The 18,737-nt window shown below is 74.4% G+C and carries 18 protein-coding genes and 1 tRNA gene; 11 read left to right on the forward strand and 8 right to left on the reverse strand.

Annotation, left to right across the window (positions count from 1 at the left end; all coding sequences use genetic code 11):
• Positions 1 to 116: 116 nt before the first annotated feature.
• Positions 117 to 983, forward strand: coding sequence for a helix-turn-helix domain-containing protein (locus AB0637_RS20110; protein WP_366174466.1), 867 nt, complete (start codon positions 117 to 119; stop codon positions 981 to 983).
• A gap of 6 nt (positions 984 to 989) precedes the next feature.
• On the opposite strand, the gene AB0637_RS20115 is transcribed toward AB0637_RS20110, so the two are convergent.
• The gene (locus AB0637_RS20115; protein ID WP_366174467.1) at positions 990 to 1,688 is read right to left on the reverse strand and encodes a hypothetical protein; all 699 of its coding nucleotides are present in this window, start codon (positions 1,686 to 1,688) and stop codon (positions 990 to 992) included.
• Positions 1,689 to 1,744: 56 nt separating this feature from the next.
• Positions 1,745 to 1,828: transfer RNA gene (locus AB0637_RS20120), tRNA-Leu, on the reverse strand.
• A 145-nt stretch (positions 1,829 to 1,973) separates the two neighbouring features.
• Between AB0637_RS20120 and AB0637_RS20125 the strand changes: the two genes are divergently transcribed.
• The 8 genes from AB0637_RS20125 to AB0637_RS20160 all read left to right on the forward strand — a co-directional run bounded on the left by AB0637_RS20125 (position 1,974) and on the right by AB0637_RS20160 (position 10,799).
• Positions 1,974 to 2,678 carry a DUF3662 and FHA domain-containing protein gene (locus AB0637_RS20125; RefSeq protein ID WP_366174468.1) on the forward strand — a complete coding sequence of 235 codons (705 nt, stop codon included), beginning with the start codon at positions 1,974 to 1,976 and terminating at the stop codon, positions 2,676 to 2,678.
• Positions 2,679 to 2,700: 22 nt separating this feature from the next.
• A complete protein-coding gene (locus AB0637_RS20130) occupies positions 2,701 to 3,186 on the forward strand; it encodes an FHA domain-containing protein (protein WP_366174469.1) in 486 nt (161 codons plus the stop codon).
• 3 nt (positions 3,187 to 3,189) lie between these two features.
• Positions 3,190 to 4,569, forward strand: coding sequence for a Stp1/IreP family PP2C-type Ser/Thr phosphatase (locus AB0637_RS20135; protein WP_366174470.1), 1,380 nt, complete (start codon positions 3,190 to 3,192; stop codon positions 4,567 to 4,569).
• On the forward strand, positions 4,569 to 5,942 hold the full coding sequence (locus AB0637_RS20140) for an FtsW/RodA/SpoVE family cell cycle protein (protein WP_366174471.1): 1,374 nt from the start codon (positions 4,569 to 4,571) through the stop codon (positions 5,940 to 5,942). The genes AB0637_RS20135 and AB0637_RS20140 overlap by 1 nt, the downstream gene beginning before the upstream one ends.
• Positions 5,939 to 7,402 (forward strand): penicillin-binding protein 2, encoded by a 1,464-nt coding sequence (locus tag AB0637_RS20145; protein ID WP_366174472.1) that lies wholly within the window; start codon positions 5,939 to 5,941, stop codon positions 7,400 to 7,402. The genes AB0637_RS20140 and AB0637_RS20145 overlap by 4 nt, the downstream gene beginning before the upstream one ends.
• A 45-nt stretch (positions 7,403 to 7,447) precedes the next feature.
• Complete coding sequence (gene pknB, locus AB0637_RS20150) at positions 7,448 to 9,334, forward strand: Stk1 family PASTA domain-containing Ser/Thr kinase (RefSeq protein WP_366174473.1); 1,887 nt, start codon at positions 7,448 to 7,450, stop codon at positions 9,332 to 9,334.
• A complete protein-coding gene (locus AB0637_RS20155; RefSeq protein ID WP_366174474.1) occupies positions 9,331 to 10,164 on the forward strand; it encodes a metallophosphoesterase in 834 nt (277 codons plus the stop codon). Before pknB ends, AB0637_RS20155 begins: the two co-directional genes overlap by 4 nt.
• 89 nt (positions 10,165 to 10,253) lie before the next feature.
• Positions 10,254 to 10,799, forward strand: a complete 546-nt coding sequence (locus AB0637_RS20160) for a class I SAM-dependent methyltransferase (protein ID WP_366174475.1) — start codon at positions 10,254 to 10,256, stop codon at positions 10,797 to 10,799.
• A 203-nt stretch (positions 10,800 to 11,002) separates the two neighbouring features.
• Here AB0637_RS20160 and AB0637_RS20165 read toward each other — a convergent pair whose 3' ends face one another.
• The 6 genes from AB0637_RS20165 to AB0637_RS20190 all read right to left on the reverse strand — a co-directional run bounded on the left by AB0637_RS20165 (position 11,003) and on the right by AB0637_RS20190 (position 15,629).
• Positions 11,003 to 11,485 (reverse strand): GrpB family protein, encoded by a 483-nt coding sequence (locus tag AB0637_RS20165; RefSeq protein ID WP_366174476.1) that lies wholly within the window; start codon positions 11,483 to 11,485, stop codon positions 11,003 to 11,005.
• 30 nt (positions 11,486 to 11,515) lie between these two features.
• Positions 11,516 to 12,259 (reverse strand): phosphotransferase, encoded by a 744-nt coding sequence (locus tag AB0637_RS20170; RefSeq protein ID WP_366174477.1) that lies wholly within the window; start codon positions 12,257 to 12,259, stop codon positions 11,516 to 11,518.
• Positions 12,260 to 12,355: 96 nt separating this feature from the next.
• On the reverse strand, positions 12,356 to 13,459 hold the full coding sequence (locus AB0637_RS20175; RefSeq protein ID WP_366174478.1) for an acetyl-CoA C-acyltransferase: 1,104 nt from the start codon (positions 13,457 to 13,459) through the stop codon (positions 12,356 to 12,358).
• On the reverse strand, positions 13,456 to 14,580 hold the full coding sequence (locus tag AB0637_RS20180; protein ID WP_366174479.1) for a class I adenylate-forming enzyme family protein: 1,125 nt from the start codon (positions 14,578 to 14,580) through the stop codon (positions 13,456 to 13,458). The genes AB0637_RS20175 and AB0637_RS20180 overlap by 4 nt, the downstream gene beginning before the upstream one ends.
• A gap of 1 nt (position 14,581) precedes the next feature.
• Entirely contained in the window at positions 14,582 to 15,169 is a 588-nt protein-coding gene (locus AB0637_RS20185; RefSeq protein ID WP_366174480.1) for a biotin transporter BioY, read from the reverse strand.
• Between the two features lie 67 nt (positions 15,170 to 15,236).
• Positions 15,237 to 15,629: a MarR family winged helix-turn-helix transcriptional regulator gene (locus AB0637_RS20190; RefSeq protein WP_366174481.1), complete on the reverse strand. Its 393-nt coding sequence runs from the start codon at positions 15,627 to 15,629 to the stop codon at positions 15,237 to 15,239.
• Positions 15,630 to 15,691: 62 nt separating this feature from the next.
• On the opposite strand from AB0637_RS20190, the gene AB0637_RS20195 reads away from it, so the two are divergent.
• On the forward strand, positions 15,692 to 16,867 hold the full coding sequence (locus AB0637_RS20195) for a substrate-binding domain-containing protein (RefSeq protein ID WP_366174482.1): 1,176 nt from the start codon (positions 15,692 to 15,694) through the stop codon (positions 16,865 to 16,867).
• Between the two features lie 180 nt (positions 16,868 to 17,047).
• Positions 17,048 to 18,727 carry a hypothetical protein gene (locus tag AB0637_RS20200; protein ID WP_366174483.1) on the forward strand — a complete coding sequence of 560 codons (1,680 nt, stop codon included), beginning with the start codon at positions 17,048 to 17,050 and terminating at the stop codon, positions 18,725 to 18,727.
• Positions 18,728 to 18,737: the final 10 nt, after the last annotated feature.

Here is an 18,737-nt window from a genome sequence, read left to right on the forward strand (position 1 = left end):
GTGCCCTCCCAGTGGACCGGCGCCGCGGCCGGCGCGACAGGCACTGGTGAAGGGTGTGACGGCAGACCACCCCTCGCACCCGCAGTCGGCCCCCCGACCGACCTACGATCGGACGGGTGGACACCCGCGACGAGATCCGCACCTTCCTGACGACCCGCCGCGCGAAGATCACCCCCGAACGGGCCGGACTCGTCGTGCACGGCAACCGTCGTGTTCCCGGGCTGCGGCGCAGCGAAGTGGCCACCCTGGCCGGGGTGAGCGTGGAGTACTACGCCCACCTCGAACGCGGGAACCTCGGCGGGGTCTCCGAGAGCGTCCTGCACGCCCTGGCCGCGGCCCTGCAGCTCGACGAGGCCGAACGCGCCCACCTGGCGGACCTGGCCCGGAGCGCGGGGCCGGCGGCACGCACGCGACGCCGTCCCGCGCCGAAGGGGGTGCGGCCGGGGTTGCGCCGCGTGGTCGACGGGCTCGGGGACCTGCCCGCGTACGTCCGCAACGGCCGCCTCGACGTGCTGGTGTTCAACCGGATGGCCCGCGCCCTGTACGCCCCCGTCTTCGCCACGCCCCGCGCGACGGGTCAGGAACCCAACACCGCCCGCTTCACCTTCCTCGACGACCGCGCCCGCGACTTCTGGGCGGACTGGTCCCGCGCGGCCGACGAGACGGTCGCGGTCCTGCGCACCGAGGCCGGCCGCGACCCGTTCGACAAGGGGCTCAGCGACCTCGTCGGGGAGTTGTCGACGCGCAGCGAGGAGTTCCGGACCCGGTGGGCGGCGCACGACGTGCGCCTGCACTCCACGGGCGCCAAGCGCTACCACCACCCCGTCGTCGGCGACCTGGAACTGGCGTACGAGTCGCTGCAGCCGACGGCCGACCCCGGCCTGACGCTCCTCGTCTTCAGCGCCGAACCCGGGTCCCCCGCCCACGACGGGTTGCGGTTGCTCGCCAGCTGGGACGCGGCCCCGCGCACGACGGGGTCCTGACCGGACTCACTCCGGGCGGGTGCCGCCCTGGGCCAGGACCCGACCGGACGCGTCGAGGGCCCGCCAGGTCGCCTCGGTCGAGCGCGCGGCCACCGACGCGTCGACGACGGGGGCGGCCCACCACACGTTCCCCTGCACGGCCGCGACGCGGTCCGTGCCGTCGGGCGTGCGCACGACGACGGCGGCGACGTCGGAGGCGGCCCAGCCGAAGTAGTCGACGACGTTCTCCCCCGGGCCGTACCCCGACCCCGACCCAGCGACGGTCACCTCGACGTCGTCGTCGGTCGGCACGGGGATCGTCGCGGACGACGCTCCGCTGCTGTCCTCGCGCAGCCGGAATCCCGTGCAGAAGAAGACGGTGTCACCACCGTCCTCGCGGTACCCGACCGCGGAGGACACGTCCGTGCGGGCCGCGAAGACGAGGCGCAGGTCGTCCGTCTCGTCGGCCGGCACCCGGTGGGACCCGTCGTCGTGCACCGACCGCCCCTGGCCCATGCGGGCGCACGCGTCCCCGTCGTGAGTCTGCTCGGCGACGTCCCCGCCCGCACCGGGGTCGAGGTTCCGAAGCCGGGGCGCCGACGGGTCGTCCGGCAGTCCGACGACCGTGGGGGCGACGGCGCGGGGGACGGGCGGGGCGTCCTGGCACCCCGCCACGAGGAGCAGGGCGACGACCGCCGGCGCGAGGACCCGTCCTGACATGCGCACCCCCCCTCCGGAGACGACGAAGGCCCCGGTCGGAACGACCGGGGCCCTGCCACACGTGCGCGAGGGGGGAGTTGAACCCCCACGCCCTTTCGGGCACACGGACCTGAACCGTGCGCGTCTGCCTATTCCGCCACTCGCGCGTGCTGGGAGCAACCGTACCAGCCCCGGAACTGCCCACACGCCACCTCCACGTCCGCTCACCGCCGCTCCACGGGCAGGCAGGGGGTGCCCGGCTACGATTGCCTGGCCCGTACGACTGGACGCGATCTTGGAGGGAGGCCCACCGTGGGAGTGCTCGACCGCTTCGAGCGCGGGGTCGAACGTGCCGTCAACGGTGTGTTCGCTCGGGCCTTCCGCAGCGAGGTGCAGCCCGTCGAGGTCGCCAGCGCCCTGCGCCGCGAGCTGGACGACCGCGCGGCCGTCCTGTCCCGGGGGCGCACGCTCGTCCCCAACAGCTTCATCGTCGAGCTCGGCCCGGCCGACCACGAGAAGATCGCCTCCTGGCAGGACACCCTGTCCGACGAGCTGGTCGCCGCCGTCACCCAGCACGCCGAGAAGCAGCGGTACAGCTTCGTCGGCCCGGTGCGCGTCGGTTTCCACGAGGCCGACGACCTCGAGACGGGCGTCTTCCGCGTCCTGTCCTCGACGGTGAAGGGACGGGTGGCCCCGGCCACCCCCCGCACCGACCAGGCCGGCCGGCCGCGGCTGGAGGTGGACGGTCGCGGGTACGTCCTGGCGGAGTCCGTCACCGTCCTGGGCCGCGGGTCGGACGCCGACGTCGTCCTCGACGACCCGGGCGTCTCCCGCCGGCACGCCGAGATCCGCGTCGCCCCCGGTGGCGCCCGGGTCTCCGACCTCAGCTCCACCAACGGCACCTTCGTCGACGGTGAGCGCGTCTCCTCGCTCGACCTGTGGGACGGAGCCGTCATCACCGTCGGACGCAGCAAGATCGTCTTCCACGCCGCGCGGCGGGACGAGGGCTGGACGTGACGGGCCGGCCGGGGACGCGCCCGTGAGCGAACTGACCCTCACCGTCCTGCGGTTGGGGCTGCTCGTCGTGCTGTGGCTGTTCGTCCTGGCCATCGTCGGCGTCCTGCGCGCCGACCTGCTCGGCACCCGCGTCACGACGCGCCGCACCGAGCGGGCGACGGCCCGTCCCCGGCGTGACCCGGTCGAGGCGTCGCCAGAAGCGGCCCGCCCGCGTCGCGCGACGCTCGTCGTCACCGAGGGGTCGCTGCGCGGCACCACCCTGGCGGTCGGCCAGAACGCGGTCCTCATCGGCCGCGGCAGCGACTGCACGCTCGTCCTCGACGACGAGTACGCCTCCACCAAGCACGTCCGCATCACCCCGAACCCCGCCGGAGACGGCTGGACGGTCGAGGACCTGCAGTCCACCAACGGCACGTTCCTCGGCCGCGACCGCCTGACCGCCCCCGCCCCCTTCGAGCCCGGGACGCCGCTGCGCATCGGCAAGACCGTGCTCGAGCTCCGGAGGTAGCTCGTGGCCATCGCGCTGAACTACGCCGCGCGCTCGGACGTCGGACTGGGCCGCACCACCAACCAGGACTCCGGGTACGCCGGACCGCACCTGCTGGTAATCGCCGACGGCATGGGCGGCCACGCCGGTGGCGACGTCGCCAGTTCCCTCGCCGTGGGCGAGATGTCCTCCCTCGACGGGGAGTCGCACGGCAGCGACGACGCCGCCCAGCACCTGCACGAGGCCATCGAGGCCGCGAACGAGCAGCTGCGCCGGCGCATCGAGGCCGAACCGGACCTCGCCGGGATGGGTACGACCGTCACGGCGATCCTGCGGGCGGGGTCGCGGCTCGTGCTCGCGCACATCGGCGACTCGCGCGGGTACCTGCTGCGCGACGGTCAGCTGACGCAGCTCACGAAGGACCACAGCTACGTCCAGACCCTCATCGACGAGGGCCGGATCAGCCCCGAGGAGGCCGAGCGGCACCCGCAGCGCTCGGTGATCATGCGCGTGCTCACCGGCCGCCACGACGACGAGGCCGACGTCTCCGTCCGCGAGGCCCGCCCGGGCGACCGCTACCTGCTGTGCAGCGACGGCCTCTCCGGCGTCGTCAGCCACGACACGCTCAAGGAGACCCTCGCCGCGGGCGCCGACCCGGACACCACCTGCCAGCGGCTCGTCGAGCTCGCGTTGCGCGGCGGCGGACCCGACAACATCTCCTGCGTCGTCGCCGACGTCGTCGAGCTCGGTGGCGGCGCGCCCCCGTCGACGACCCCGCAGGTCGTCGGCGCGGCCGCCTTCCACCGCCCCCGCCGTTCGTCCGCCGCCGGGACACCGGCCGCCCGCGCCGCCGCCCTGCGCGCCGCGCAGGACGAGTCCGGCGACGACTCGGAGGACGACGATCGCCCCCCGCTGACCGACCGCGAGCGCCGCCGCCGTCGGCTGCGCTGGATCGCCGGCCCCCTGCTGCTCGTGCTGCTGCTCGCAGCCGGTGGGCTCGGGGTGTGGCGGTGGAGCCAGCAGCAGTACTTCGTCGGCGACGACGCCGGGACCGTCGCGATCTACCAGGGCCTGTCGCAGGACATCGGCCCGCTGAAGACCTCCCACGTCCTGCAGACGACGGACATCGCCGTGGCGGACCTTTCGACGACGTGGTCCACGCGCGTCCGGGCGCGGGTCACGACGGGCAGCCTCGCCGACGCGCGCGAACTCGTCACCAACCTCGAGGACAACGCCGCCGCCTGCCGGGCGGCCGTCGCGGCGACCACCGCCGTCCCCTCGCCGGCGCCGAACGGCACCGCCACCCCCGACGCGACCGCCACCCCGAGCGCGACCCCGAGCGGTTCCCCCACGAGTTCCCCGACCCAGACCCTGAGCCCCGAGGACTGCGGAGGTGTCGGCTGATGGCGACCGTGCTGCCCGTCTACCCGACGACCCGCCGCAACGTCGAGCTCGCGCTCGTGCTGCTGGCCGTGGTCATCGCCGGCGGCGCCTGGGCCGTGACCGGGCTGACCATCGACGGGTCGATGCCGCCGAACCTGTTCGCGTACGCGGGCGGGCTCGGCGGGCTCGCCGTCCTCCTGCACCTGCTGCTGCGCTGGCGGGCCCGGCACGCCGACCCGCTGCTGCTCCCCGTGGCCACGCTGCTCAACGGCATCGGCCTGGTGATGATCCACCGCCTCGACCTCGCGCTGGACTCCTCGGCGGCGTCGCGGCAGTTCATCTGGTCGGCGCTGGGGATCGTCGCCGCCGGCGTCGTCCTGGTGTTCGTGCGCGACCACCGCATCCTGCGCCGGTACACGTGGACGGCCGCGGTCGCGGGTCTCGTCCTGCTGCTGCTGCCGCTGACGCCGGGGCTGGGCCGCACGGTCAACGGCGCGCGCATCTGGATCGGGATCGGACCGCTGTCCTTCCAGCCCGGGGAGATCGCGAAGATCTGCCTCGCGGTGTTCTTCGCGGGCTACCTCGTCGTGCACCGGGACGCGCTCAGCCTGACGGGGCGCAAGGTGCTGTTCCTGCAGCTGCCGCGGGCGCGCGACCTCGGGCCGATCCTGCTGGCGTGGGTGGCGAGCATCGGCATCCTCGTCCTGCAGCGCGACCTCGGGACGTCCCTGCTGTTCTTCGGGCTCTTCGTCGCCGTCCTCTACGTCTCGACCGAACGCGTGTCGTGGATCGTCCTGGGGCTGCTGATGTTCTCCGCAGCGGCCGTCTTCGCGGCCACGACGATGGGGCACGTCCGCGAGCGCGTCGACATCTGGCTGCACCCCTTCACGGCCGCGAACCGCAGCGGTGACAGCTACCAGCTCGTCCAGGGCCTGTTCGGGATGGCGAACGGCGGGCTGACGGGGACGGGGCTCGGCGAGGGTCGCCCGCAGACGGTGCCGTTCGCGAACTCCGACTTCATCTACTCCTCCCTCGGTGAGGAGCTCGGGCTCGTCGGCCTCTTCGCCGTGCTGATCCTCTACGTGGTGCTCGTCGAGCGCGGGCTGCGGACGGCGATCGGCGTGCGCGACGGGTTCGGCAAGCTGCTGGCCGCCGGGTTGGCGTTCTCCGTGACGCTGCAGGTGTTCGTCGTCGTCGGCGGCGTCACCCGGGTCATCCCGCTGACGGGTCTGACGATGCCGTTCCTCGCCGCCGGCGGGTCCTCGCTCGTCTCGAACTGGATCGTCGTCGCCCTGCTGCTGCGGGTCTCCGACCTGGCCCGCCGCCCGGCCGCGGAGGTCCGCAACGGACCCGACGGCGACACCGGCGTGACCCAGGCGGTGAGGACCGTATGAACCGCCCCCTGCGCCGCCTGTCCCTCGTCGTGGCGTTCCTCTTCTTCGCCCTCTTCGCGTCCACGACGTGGATCCAGTTCGTCTCGGCGGACCGGCTCAACGCCATGCCGGGCAACTCCCGGCAGCTGTACGCCGAGTTCGGCCGCGAGCGCGGCGCGATCCTCGTCCAAGGTGGCGCGGCCGTCGCGACGAGCCAGCCGGTCAAGGACCCGTACGAGTACCAGCGCACCTACGCGGCGGGCCAGCTCTACGCGCCCGTCACCGGCTACTACTCGCTGCGCTACGGCACGGCCGGCATCGAACGCGCCGAGAACGACGTGCTGTCCGGGTCGGCCGACGAGCTGTTCTACCGGAACCTCTCGAGCCTGCTGACGGGGGAGAAGCCCCAGGGCGCCGACGTGACGCTGACGCTGCAGCCGAAGGTGCAGCAGGCGGCCTGGGACGCGCTCGCGGGCCGCAAGGGCGCCGTCGTCGCTCTCGACCCGCAGACGGGGAACGTGCTGGCGATGGTGTCCAGCCCCAGCTACGACCCGAACACGCTCGCCTCCCACGACTCCAAGGCGCAGCAGCAGGCGTGGACGCAGCTCAACGGCGACGAGGACGACCCGCTGGTGAACCGCGCGACGTCCGCGCTGTACCCGCCGGGGTCGACGTTCAAGCTCGTGACGGCCGCCGCGGCGCTGGAGAGCGGGAAGTACACCGCCGACTCGATGCTGGACGGTCCGCAGGAGCTCGACCTGCCGCAGACGAACAACACCCTCAAGAACGACGAGGGCACCGCGTGCGGGCCGAACAACCAGGTGTCGCTGTCCGACGCGCTGAAGATCTCCTGCAACACGGCCTTCGGCTCGCTCGGTGAACAGCTCGGCGCGAACGCGATCGAGGAGCAGGCCGGCAAGTTCGGGTTCGGGCAGTCGCTGTCCATCCCGACGTCGGTCGCCACGAGCCGCTACCCGACCGGTGACGCCGTCGCAGGCCCGCTGCTGGCGTACTCGGCCATCGGCCAGGGCAGCGACGTCGCGACGCCGCTGCAGGTGGCCATGCTGTCCGCGGCCATCGCCAACGACGGCGTCGTCATGAAGCCGAACCTCGTGGCCAAGGTCAGCGAGGCGGGCGGTTCGGGCAGCGTCATCGAGCAGCCGTCGCCGCAGGAACTCGGCCGGGCCGTCAGCTCGGGCACCGCGAAGACGCTGCAGCAGATGATGGAGCTCGTCGTCAGCAACGGCACCGGGACGCGCGCGAAGATCGACGGCGCCACCGTCGGCGGCAAGACGGGCACGGCGCAGCACGGGACGGGGCTGCCGCCCTACGCGTGGTTCACCTCCTTCGCCGAGAAGAACGGCAAGGAGGTCGCGGTGGCCGTGGTCATCGAGGACGGCGGGTCGACCGAGAGCGCCTACGGCGGCCGGTTGTCGGCACCGGTGGCCAAGACCGTGATGGAGGCGGCGCTCGATGGCTGACTTCCGCAGGAGCAGGGACACAGGACGCAGGGGACGGGGAGAGCAGTGACGGACACGACGACTGGCCACGGGGTGCCGGCGCCGCGCGTGCTCGGCGGCCGCTACGAGGTCGGGAACCTGCTCGGTCGCGGCGGGATGGCCGAGGTCCACGTGGCCCAGGACACCCGCCTCGGGCGGACGGTCGCGGTGAAGCTGCTGCGCTCGGACCTCGCACGCGACCCCTCCTTCCAGGCGCGCTTCCGCCGGGAGGCGCAGGCCGCGGCGGGGCTGAACCACCCCTCGATCGTCGCCGTCTACGACACCGGCTCCGACCACCTCACCGAGCACGGCGGCGGTCGCGTCGAACTGCCGTGGATCGTCATGGAGTACGTCGAGGGCCGGACGCTGCGCGACATGCTGCGCACCGACCACCCGCTGGCGATCACGGACGCGCTCTCGTACACCGAGGGCGTCCTCGGGGCGCTGGAGTACTCGCACCGGATGGGCATCGTCCACCGCGACATCAAGCCCGCCAACGTCATGATCACGCCTGCGGGCGAGGTCAAGGTCATGGACTTCGGCATCGCCCGGGCCGTCAGCGACTCCTCCGCGACGCTGACCCAGACGTCCGCCGTCATGGGCACCGCGCAGTACCTGTCGCCGGAGCAGGCCCGCGGCGAGCAGGTCGACTCACGCAGCGACCTCTACTCCACCGGCTGCCTGCTGTACGAGATCCTCACCGGCCGCCCGCCGTTCACCGGTGACGCCCCCGTGGCGGTCGCCTACCAGCACGTCTCGGAGCAGCCGCGGCCGCCGTCGGCGCTCGTGCCGGACATCCCGCCGGCCGTCGACCACGTCGTGCTCATGGCCCTGTCGAAGGACCGCGAGCACCGCTACCAAAGCGCCGGCGACTTCGCCGACGACCTGCGCCGCGCCGTCGAGGGCCGCCCCCTGCGCGGGGCGAGCCTGCCGCCGACCGCCCAGGCCACCCAACAGTTCGCGGCCGCGCCCACGACCGTCACCCCGCCCGTGCCGGTCGGCCCCGCCACGGGCACGCTGCCGCGCATCGCCGAGGACGGTCCGCTCGAGGAGGACCGGCCGCGCCGCTGGCCGTGGATCCTCGTCATCGTCGCGCTGGTGCTCGGCATCGGCGTCGTCGTGTGGGCGCTGTCGAACCAGGACGGGCGGAGCGGGTCCCCGACCCAGACGACGGCCTCGACGCCGGCGACCGTCGCCATGCCCGACGTCGTGAACTCCTCGGAGTCCGACGCGCGCAAGGCGATCGAGGGTGCCGGCCTGACGGCGAACGTCACGCAGGCCGCGGACGACACGGTCGCCGCCGGAAACGTCGTCAGCACCGACCCCGCCGCCGGGACGCCGGTCCAGGTGGGCGGCACCGTGAACGTCGTCGTGTCGTCCGGACCCGACGCGGTGCAGGTCCCCGACGTGCGCGGGCAGTCGCAGGAGGCGGCCCGGCAGACGCTGCAGGAGGCCGGGTTCACGGTCGGCAACGTCAACACCGTGGACGACGCCTCCGTGGGCAAGGGCGAAGTGGTCTCCACCGACCCGAAGATCGGCGCCTCAGCACCCAAGGGCAGCGCGGTCGGCCTGAACATCGCCAGTGGGCAGGTCACCGTGCCGGACGTCGTGGGCCAGTCCCAGACGGACGCGCTCAAGCAGCTCAACGACCTCGGGTTCAACGTCAACACCCGGGAGACCTCCGCCCAGGGCGACGGCGAACCCGGGTCCGTGGTGGACCAGAGCCTGCAGCCCGGGACGAAGGTCGACTCGGGGACGGCGATCAACCTCGTCGTCCAGGCCCAGCCCACGGCGACGGACACGCCGTCGGCGTCCCCGACCGGGTCCTCCTCGCCGAGCCCCTCCGGGTCGCCGACGAGCGGTGCCACCGGGGGCAGCAGCCCGACCGGGGGTTCCGGGGACGCGCAACAGTGACCCGAACCCGGCTGCTGCACCTGTCCGACACGCACCTCCTGGCGGGCGGGGCCCTGCACAACGGCCTCGTCGACACGACGGCCGCGCTCGGGCACGTGCTGGAGTCGTTGCACGGCATCGGGTCCCTCGACGCGGTCGTGGTGTCCGGGGACGTCTCCGACGACGGGACGGTCGCGTCGTACACGACGGCCCGGGACCTCGTGGGTGAGTTCGCCCGCACGCACGGTGGCGTCGCGGTGTTCGCGATGGGGAACCACGACACGCGGGAGCAGTTCGCGCAGGTCCTCGGACCCGTGCGGTCCGTGCACGACGTCGACGGGTTCCGCGTCGTCGTGCTGGACTCCTCGGTCCCCGGCCGGGGGTACGGGTTCCTCGACGACGAGCAGCTGGACTGGCTGCGCGCGGAACTGGCGACCCCCGCACCCCGCGGGTCGGCCGTCGTCCTGCACCACTCCCCCGTGCCCGCGCCGACCGTGCTGCACGAGGCGCTGAAGCTGCAGAACCCCGCCGACCTCCTCGCCGCGCTCGCCGGGTCCGACGTGCGGGTCGTGCTGTCCGGGCACTACCACCACCCGGCAGCGCAGACGTTCCCGTCCGGGCTCACCGCCCTCGTCGCTCCCGGGGTGGCGAACCGCAGCGACCCGTTCGCGCCCCACGGTCAGGAACGGATCCTGCGCGGGCACGGGGCGCTGCTCGTCGAGGTCGACGAAGCCGGGACGGTGTTCTCCAGCGTCCTGGCGATCCCCTCCCCCGGCGACGGGGAGGAACTGTTCCTCCTCGACGAGGAGACCGTCCAGCGGATCGCACGGGAGGCGGGGGTTCCCCGCTGACCGGGCACGTCGTCGCGTGGTGCGACCGCTTCAACGCGGCGCACCCCTGGGACCACAACGCCTGGTACCACCCGTGGATCGAACGGCGGTTGCCGCGACGCTGCGGTTCCGCGCTGGACGTCGGCTGCGGGACGGGGGAGTTCGCGCGGCGGCTGGCCCGGCGCGCGGACCACGTGACGGGGATCGACCGGGACGCCACCGTCGTCGGCGGGACGGAGCCGTCCGGCGGGGTCGAGTTCCGCCGCGGTGACCTGCTGACCGCCGACCTGCCCGGCGGGTACGACGTCGTCACGGCCCTGGCCGTCCTGCACCACGTCCCGCTCGAGGCGGGACTCACCCGGTTGCGTGACCTGCTCGCGCCCGGGGGAACCCTCGTCGTCCTCGGCCTGCACCGGGAACAGGGCCCCCTCGACCGCGCCCTGAGCCTGGCGGCCGTGCCGGCCAACCTCCTCGTCGGGGCACTGCTGACCCGACGCCGTGGTTCAGTCGCTCGCCCGGTGGCCATGACCGCCCCGACCGCACCGGCCACGGCGACGCTGGCGCAGGTGCGGGCGGTGGCACAGCGGGTGGTGCCAGGGGCGAGGATCCGGCGTCACCTGTTCTGGCGGCACTCGCTGGTGTGGACGCGGACGTGAAGAACCCTGCGTCCGGGTGGCGTCGCCGTCGGCGCCACCCGTCGCAGGGGACGGCGGATCAGAAGACGCGTCGCCTGGTGCCCGAGATGGGGACGAGGTTGAGGACCAACCCGACGACGATCAGCGCGACGCCCACCCACAACAGGACGTGCACCCCCCACCCCCACGCCGTCGGTGCGCCGGACACCCGCAGACCGGTCCGGTCAGGCGCGGCGACCCCACGCCTCGAACTCGTCCTGCACCTCGTCGAAGAACGCCGTCTTGGCGCGTGTGTAGTCGTCGAAGTCCGGGTCGCCGGCGTGCTCGGCGGCGGCCGCGGCCTTGAACGCGGCGTACCGGTCGCGGACGAACAGACGTTTGCGCCACACGTCGTCCGCGACGACCTCCGCGCCGCGCGGGAGGTCGCGGTGCACCCCGGGTGAATCGGGGCGGGCGCCGACCGCGGGCTCGAAACCCGTCGGCGCGAGCGCCGCGTCCAGCACGGCGGGTTCAGGGAACTCCGACATCGTCACCTGCAGGTCGACGTAGGCCTTGGCGGGCAACCCCGGGACGGCCGTGGACCCGATGTGCTCGAACGCCTCGGCCACGCCCAGCGGGGCGAGCGCCGCGCGCACGGCGGTGAGCAGTCGGGTCGCCCGCGCGGGCCAGGTCGGGTCGTACGGCTGCAGCACCGCAGGTCCAGGCATGCCGTCACGGTAGCGACCACCCGGTCCGCGTCACGCCCGTGCCCGCGCGCGCAGGACGTCGACCTCGCAGCCCGGCGCGAAGGGGTCGAAACCGTGCTGGACCAGCCACGGGACCGCCGTCAGGCTGCGCCACGACCACCACCCCCGCACGGCGTCCACGTCGACGTCCCCGCCGTAGCCGTCGAGCACGGCCGGCAGGTGCTCCTCGAACCCGAGGGTGAGGACGGCGAGGTCGAAGGCGGCGTCCCCGCGCGCCGCCTCGGACCAGTCGATCACCCCCGTCACCGCGTCGTCCGCGACGAACACGTGACCGGGCTGCAGGTCCCCGTGGGTGAAGACCGGGGTCCACGGCCGGAGCACCGCCCGGGCGACGTCCCGGTTGCGCTGCACCAGGTCCGAGGGCAACAGGTCGTGCGCGGTGATCCACGCGCACTCGCGGTCGAGCCGTTCCGCCACCGCGTCGGCGTCCGGTGCGGTCCACGGCGGCAGGGGTGCGTCGTGCAGCCGGCGCACGGCGGCCCCGGCCGCGGCCCACGCGGCCGGCGGACTCACCGCGCGGTGACCGAGGCGCGCGAGCGGCGCCCCGGGCACGGCGGCCAGTGCGAGGACGGGCGGGGTGCACCACAGGACCTGCGGAGTGGGCACCGGCGCCAGGGCCATGGCCGTGACCTCCACGGCGGTCCGGTCGGGGTCGCCGTCGACCTTGAGGAAGACGTCCCCCACGCGCAGCGTCGCGCGTTCACGGTGCGCGACGACCACCTCGACCTCGTCCACGACCCCAGCGTGGGCGAGCGCCGGGTCAGTGGCCAGGGGTTTGCGTCGAGTGCGCTGCGTTCCGACACCCCGCAGGCCCGACGACGTGTCGGAACGTCACGCCCCACCGGTCGCCCGCACCACCACGGCCACCCCCAGTCCTCCCCCCGCCGCGCTGACCGCCACCCCCACCTGACCGGGCACCAGTCCCCCCGCGAGGGCGACGAGCAACGCGGCGCCCGTCGCCCCCCACGGGTGGCCGACGGCGAGCGCGCCACCGTCGGGGTTGAGTCGGGGGTCCTCGTCGTCGAACCCCAGGGCACGCGAGCAGGCGAGGACCTGCGCGGCGAAGGCCTCCCCCACCTCGAGGCGGTCGACGTCGGACGGCGACAGGCCCGCCACCCGCAGGGCCTGCCGCACAGCGGGTTCCGCGGCGGCACCGGGCAGGGCGGGATCAGCGCCGACGCCCGCGGCGCCGAGGACCGTCAGACCGGCTGCGCCCCAACGGGTCGCCGTCACCTCGTCGACGAGGGCCACACCGGCGGCGCCGTCGGCGTGGGCGCTCGCCGTGGCCGCCGTGACGGTTCCGTCGACGCCGAACGCGGGCGGGAAGCGGGCGACGACCTCGGGGCGCAGGACGCGGGGGCGGGCGTCCCGGTCGAGGCCCGCGAGCGGGACGAACCGTTCCGCCGTGCGACGGCGGGCGGCCAGCGCACGGGCGTGGGACCGGACGGCGAACGCCTCCTGGTCGGCGCGGGAGACGCCGACCTGCCGGGCGAGGGCGTCGGCGGCGGGTCCCATGTCGGGGTCGGGGAAACCGTCGGGGGCGAAGGCCGCGCGGGGGACGACGCCGTCGCGGTGCCGGGCGGTCGTGCTCTCGGCGCCCACCGCGAGGACCGCACCGGCACCGGTCGCGGCGAGCGCGGCGGCGATCCGGACCGCGGCGAGTCCGCTGGCGCACTGCGCGTCGACGGTCGTCCCCGGCACGAGCGCGCCGAGGCCGGCGGCCAGCGCGGCCCGGCGCGCGGGGTTCCCGTCGGCCGTCCCGACACCCGCGACGACCTCGGCCACCACGACGTCCTCCCCTGCGGCGCAACGGGACACGTCGTCGGCGAGCGCCACCAGGACGGCGGCCGCGAGGTCGTGGTCGCGCAGCCCGGCGAACGTCGTACCGGCCGTCGCGAACGGGGTGCGTCGCGCGGCGACGACGACCGCGCTCACCGACGCTGCCCGGCGAGGCGCGCCACGGCGGCGCGGTCGGGTTCGCCCTTGCCGGTGCGGGGGACGTCGGCGACGGCGAGCCAGCGGCGGGGCCGGGCCGCGGGCGGGAGGGCACGGGCGGCGGTCCGCAGGTCCGCGGGAACGTCCGGGGCGCCGACGACGACGGCCGTGACGACCTCGCCGAACCGCTCGTGCGGGGTCCCGCAGACGACGACCTCGACCCCGGCCGGCGCGTAAGGCCGCAGGACGTGCTCGACCTCGGCGACGAGGACGGTGCTGCCGCCGCTCAGCACGGTCCCGGGTCGGCCGAGCACGACGAACCGCCCCTCCGGCAGAGCCCGGGCGACGTCGCCCACCCCCGCCCACCGGGATCCGGCGACGGGCGCCGGCGCACCCGTCGCGTCGAGGCGGCAGCGCGCGACGTAGGGCGAGTCGACCCTCAGCAGCCCGTCGCGGACGCGCACGGCGGCACCGGGGAACGCGGCGAACCCGTCCTCCGGCGCGGACCCCGGTGCGTGCCGGGCGATCCCGACGAAGGACAGTTCCGCGGCGCCGTAGTACTCCACGACCGTCCACCCGCGGTCGAGGGCCTGCCGTCGCAGGCGTGGGTCGAGGCCCGCACCCCCGACGACGGCCGTGCGGACGCGAGGGTGGTCGTCGCGCTCGAGGACGGCGGCCAGGACGGTCGGGACGACGTGCAGGACGGTGCTGTCCGGCGGCGGGGTCCGGCCGCCCGCGCCGGCGGTGCGGGCGCCGACCCGCAGCGCGTGCCACCCCGCGTGCAGGGTGAGCGTCGAAGTGGGTGGGCCGGCCGTGCCGACGACGTCGTCGCGACCGAGGGCCAGCAGGTCGGCGAAGGGCCGGACCGACGCCGCCCAGGACGCCGACGTCCGGACGACGGCGCGGGGGCGGGAGGTGCTGCCCGACGTGCTGAGGACGAGGTCCCCGCGGCGCACGTCACCCGCCGAGACGGCCCGCCGGGTCGCCATCAGGAGCTCGTCGCCCCCGGCCGGGTCGAGCACCAGCACGGGCGGGTGGTCGGGGTCCTGCGTCGCCGCGACCAGCGCGGGCGCCAGGTCCCCCGCCCCCGCGGTCAGGACGACGAGACCGTCCGCGCCCACCTCAGACGGACGTCGTCGCGCGCCGGCGTCGCAGCGGCAGGAGCTCGGGCCGGGCGCGGTGGACGCCGCTCGCCACGACGGCCGTCAGCGCGGCCTTCACCAGGTCGCCGGGGAGGTAGAGGGAGAAGATCCCCCAGGCCTTGGCCGGGGGCAGGCCCAGGACGAGGAGCTGCAGCGGCACGCCGATCGCGTAGACGACGCCGATGCCGCCCGCGATCGCCGCCGTGAAGAACCACTGCGGCCGGTCGCTCGGGCGGCGCGCCGACAACCACCCGGTGAGGGCGGCGCCCAGCGGCCACCCGAGCAGGTACCCGACGCTGGGGCCGGCGAAGACGCTCAGCCCGCCGCGCCCACCGGCCAGCACCGGCAGTCCGGCGCCGCACAGGACGAGGACGACGAGAGCGGCGAGCGCACCGCGCCGCGCACCGAGCAGGGCCCCGGCGAGCATGACGCCGAGGGTCTGCAGGGTGATCGGGACGGCGTTGCCGAACAGCGACAACGTCCCCGGCGCCCCGAGGACGACGATGACGGCGGCGAAGGTCGCGATGAGCGCGACGTCGCGAGAGGTCGAACGCTGCACCGGACGCACAGGCGGAAGGGTAGCCACACCGGGGACGCGGCCGGGCGCGTTCCCGCGGGTCGGCGGGGGCGCCGGGTCAGAGACCGTGCCGGTGGGCGACGGCACCCACACCGTCCGCGACCGCGGCGAGCTGGCGGGACCCGTCGCGGGTGACGTGCAGGACGACCCGCCGCCGGTCGAGGGGGTCCAGCGCGCGGGCGAGGAGCCCGCCGTCGACGAGCGCGTCGACCGCGCGGCTGGCGGTCGCCGGGGCGATGAGGAGGGCGTCGACGAGGTCGCTCATGGACGACCCGGGGGCGTCGGCGACGTGGGCGAGGCAGCGCCAGCGGTCGACGGTCAGCGCACCGTCGCGCAGGGCGTCGGCGAGCGCCGCCTGCACGGCCGCGGCGGCGCGCAGGCTGTCGAGGACCGCGCGGGCGGCGGGGGTCTGCGCGGTCGTGGCGGACTCGCGCCGGACCTGCTGGGGCATGGGTCCCTCCGCCGGCTCTCGAGGACCCCGGACGTGCGGGCCCGTGTGGAATCGTGGTCAGCATGCCAGAGGCCGCCCCCCGGCCCGAGCCCGTCCCACCCGAGCGGGTGCCCTCGTCGCGGGACGCCTACCGGGTGGCCCTCGTGGTGCCGCGGCAGGGGCCGGCGGGCATGTTCGGGCCCTCGTGCCGGGCGGCCGCGCACCTGGCCGCGGAGGAGGTGGACACCGCGGGGGGTGTCGCAGGCCGTCCGGTGCACCTCGTGGAGGTCGACGCCGGCGCCGCACCCGCCGAGGTCGCGCGCACCGTGGGCGCCCTCGTGGACCGGGGTGAGGTGGACGCCGTCGCCGGCTGGCACCTGTCGAGCGTCCGGCAGGCGCTGGCCCCCGCGGTCGCGGGCCGCGTCCCGTACGTCTACGCGACGGCGTACGAGGGCGGGGAGGTCGGCGACGGGGTGGTCTGCACCGGGGAACTGCCCGGTGAGCAGGTCGTCTCGGCCCTGCGGTTCCTGCGGCGGGAGTTCGGCTGGCGGCGCTGGCTCGTCGTCGGCGACGACTACGTGTGGCCGCGGGCCACGGCGCACCAGGCGGCGCGGGTGCTGCGCACCGCGGGTGTGGACCTGACCGCCCCGCTCTGGGTCCCCCTCGGCAGCACCGACGAGCGCGTGTGGGAGCGGGTGGTCGCGGAGCTGGACCGGCAGGCCGACCCCCGCGGGGGGTCGGCCGTCCCGGACGGGGTGCTCATGCTGCTGGTGGGTTCCGACGGCGTCCGGTTCAACCGGGCCTTCCACCGCGCGGGCCTGGACGCCCGGCTCGTGCGGTTCAGCCCGTTCATGGACGAGACGATGCTGCTCGGCGGCGGACCGGAGACGTCCCGGGGGTTGTTCGCCTCGGCCGGGTGGTTCGCCGGGTTGACGTCCGCGGCGGCGCTGGAGTTCAGCGCCGGGTTCGCCCGGCACTACGAACGCCTCGTCGGGGTCGGGGGCCTGGCGGTCCCCTCCCCCGGCACGATGGCCGAGAGCACCTACCTGGGGCTGCGGTGGTTGGCCGACGTGGGCCGGCGTGCCGTGCCCGGGCCGCGCGAGGTCGACGCGGCGCGGTCGGCGTGGTCGTGGGACACCCCGCACGGGACGGTGCGCCTCGACGGCGGACGGGCCCACCACCGCGTGCACCTGGCCGCCGCGACGGGGGCGGAGTTCGAGGTCCTCGGGGACGTCACGGCGGACTCCACCGCCGGCTGACTGCCCGGGCGGTGCGTGTTACAGCGGCGTTTCGGCTCCGTTCCGCCGTCGTGAATTCTCCAGAAACGCTGCAGGGCAACGCTTTCCGGCGACCGGGGCGGTTGACCCGCGGATCGCGGCACCCCTAGGTTCGATTCGCTTCCAGTTGGAAGCACCCCAGCCCAGGCCCGGAGGTCCGCGATGACCCACGACACCCGAGGCGCCGAGCCGGCCGCGCCCGGCACCGAGCACCTCAGCGCCGCCACCTCGGAGACCCTCGAGGACTACACGCTCCGCTTCGCCCCGCGCAGCTACCGCCGCTGGACGCCCGCCGTGGTGGCCACCTCCGCCCTCGGCGGCATCGCCTACCTCGCCGACTTCTCCATCGGCGCCAACATCGGCATCGCCCACGGGACCACCAACGCCCTGCTAGGGATCGCCGTCGCCGCGGTCGTCATCTTCGTCAGCGGTTTCCCGCTGGCCTACTACGCGGCGCGGTACAACATCGACCTCGACCTCATCACCCGCGGATCGGGTTTCGGGTACTACGGCTCGGTCGTCACCAACGTCATCTTCGCGACGTTCACGTTCATCTTCTTCGCGCTCGAGGGCTCGATCATGGCCCAGGGCCTGGAACTCGGGCTCGGGATCCCCCGCTGGATCGGGTACGCCGTCTCCACCCTCATCGTCATCCCGCTCGTCGTCTTCGGCATGAAGGCGCTGTCGAAGATGCAGGTGTGGACGACACCGCTGTGGCTGGTGCTCATGGTGATCCCGTTCGTCTACCTCGTCGCCACCCACCCCGACAGCGTCGGGCAGTTCTTCGCCTACACGGGCGAGGACGGGTCGGGGTCGTCGGTGAGCACCGCGTCGGTGCTGCTCGCCGCCGGGGTGTGCCTCTCGCTCATGGCGCAGATCGCCGAGCAGATCGACTACCTGCGGTTCATGCCGCCCCGCACGGCCGAGAACAAGCGGCAGTGGTGGACGGCCGTCGTCCTCGCCGGTCCGGGCTGGGTCGTGTTCGGCGCCCTCAAGCAGGCGGTCGGGCTGTTCCTGGCCGTCTACCTCATCGCCTCCCTCGACCCGCAGGCCGCGGCGAGCGCCAACGAACCCGTCCACCAGTTCCTCGGCGTCTACGAGGAGATGGTCCCGGGCTGGCTGGCCATGACCCTGGCCGTCGTCCTCGTCGTCATCAGCCAGCTGAAGATCAACGTCACGAACGCCTACTCCGGTTCGCTGGCCTGGACGAACTCCTTCACCCGCGTCACCAAGCACTACCCCGGCCGCATCGTCTTCGTCGTCGTGAACCTCGCCATCGCGCTGACGTTGATGGAGGCGAACATGTTCGACTTCCTCAACACGATCCTCGGGTTCTACGCCAACTGCGCCATGGCCTGGGTCATCACCGTCGCGACCGACATCGTCGTGAACAAGCACCTGCTGAAGATCTCCCCGCCCGTCGCCGAGTTCCGCCGCGGCATGCTCTACCCCGTGAACCCCGTCGGGTTCGTGTCGGTGCTGCTGTCGGCCGGGCTGTCGATCGTCGTGTTCTTCGGCGGTTTCGGCGCGGGGCTGCAGCCGTACTCCCCCGTCGTGGCCGTCGTGCTGGCCGTCGTCTGCCCGCCGGTGCTCGCCCTGGCCACCAAGGGGCGCTACTACCTGCGCCGCACCGACGACGGGCTGCCCCTGCCGATGTACGACGAGGACGGCAACCCCTCCGGCGCGGTGCTCACGTGCCACGTCTGCCACCAGGACTACGAGCGTCCCGACGTCGCGGCCTGCGTGACCCACGACGACGTCGTCTGCTCGCTGTGCCTGAGCACGGACAAGGTCGGCGACCACGTCCTGCCCGCGGCCGGCGCGGTCCCGGCGCCCCGGTGACCGCCTCGAC

It is taken from the genome of Kineococcus sp. NPDC059986, assembly GCF_040702905.1.
Taxonomy (GTDB): domain Bacteria; phylum Actinomycetota; class Actinomycetes; order Actinomycetales; family Kineococcaceae; genus Kineococcus.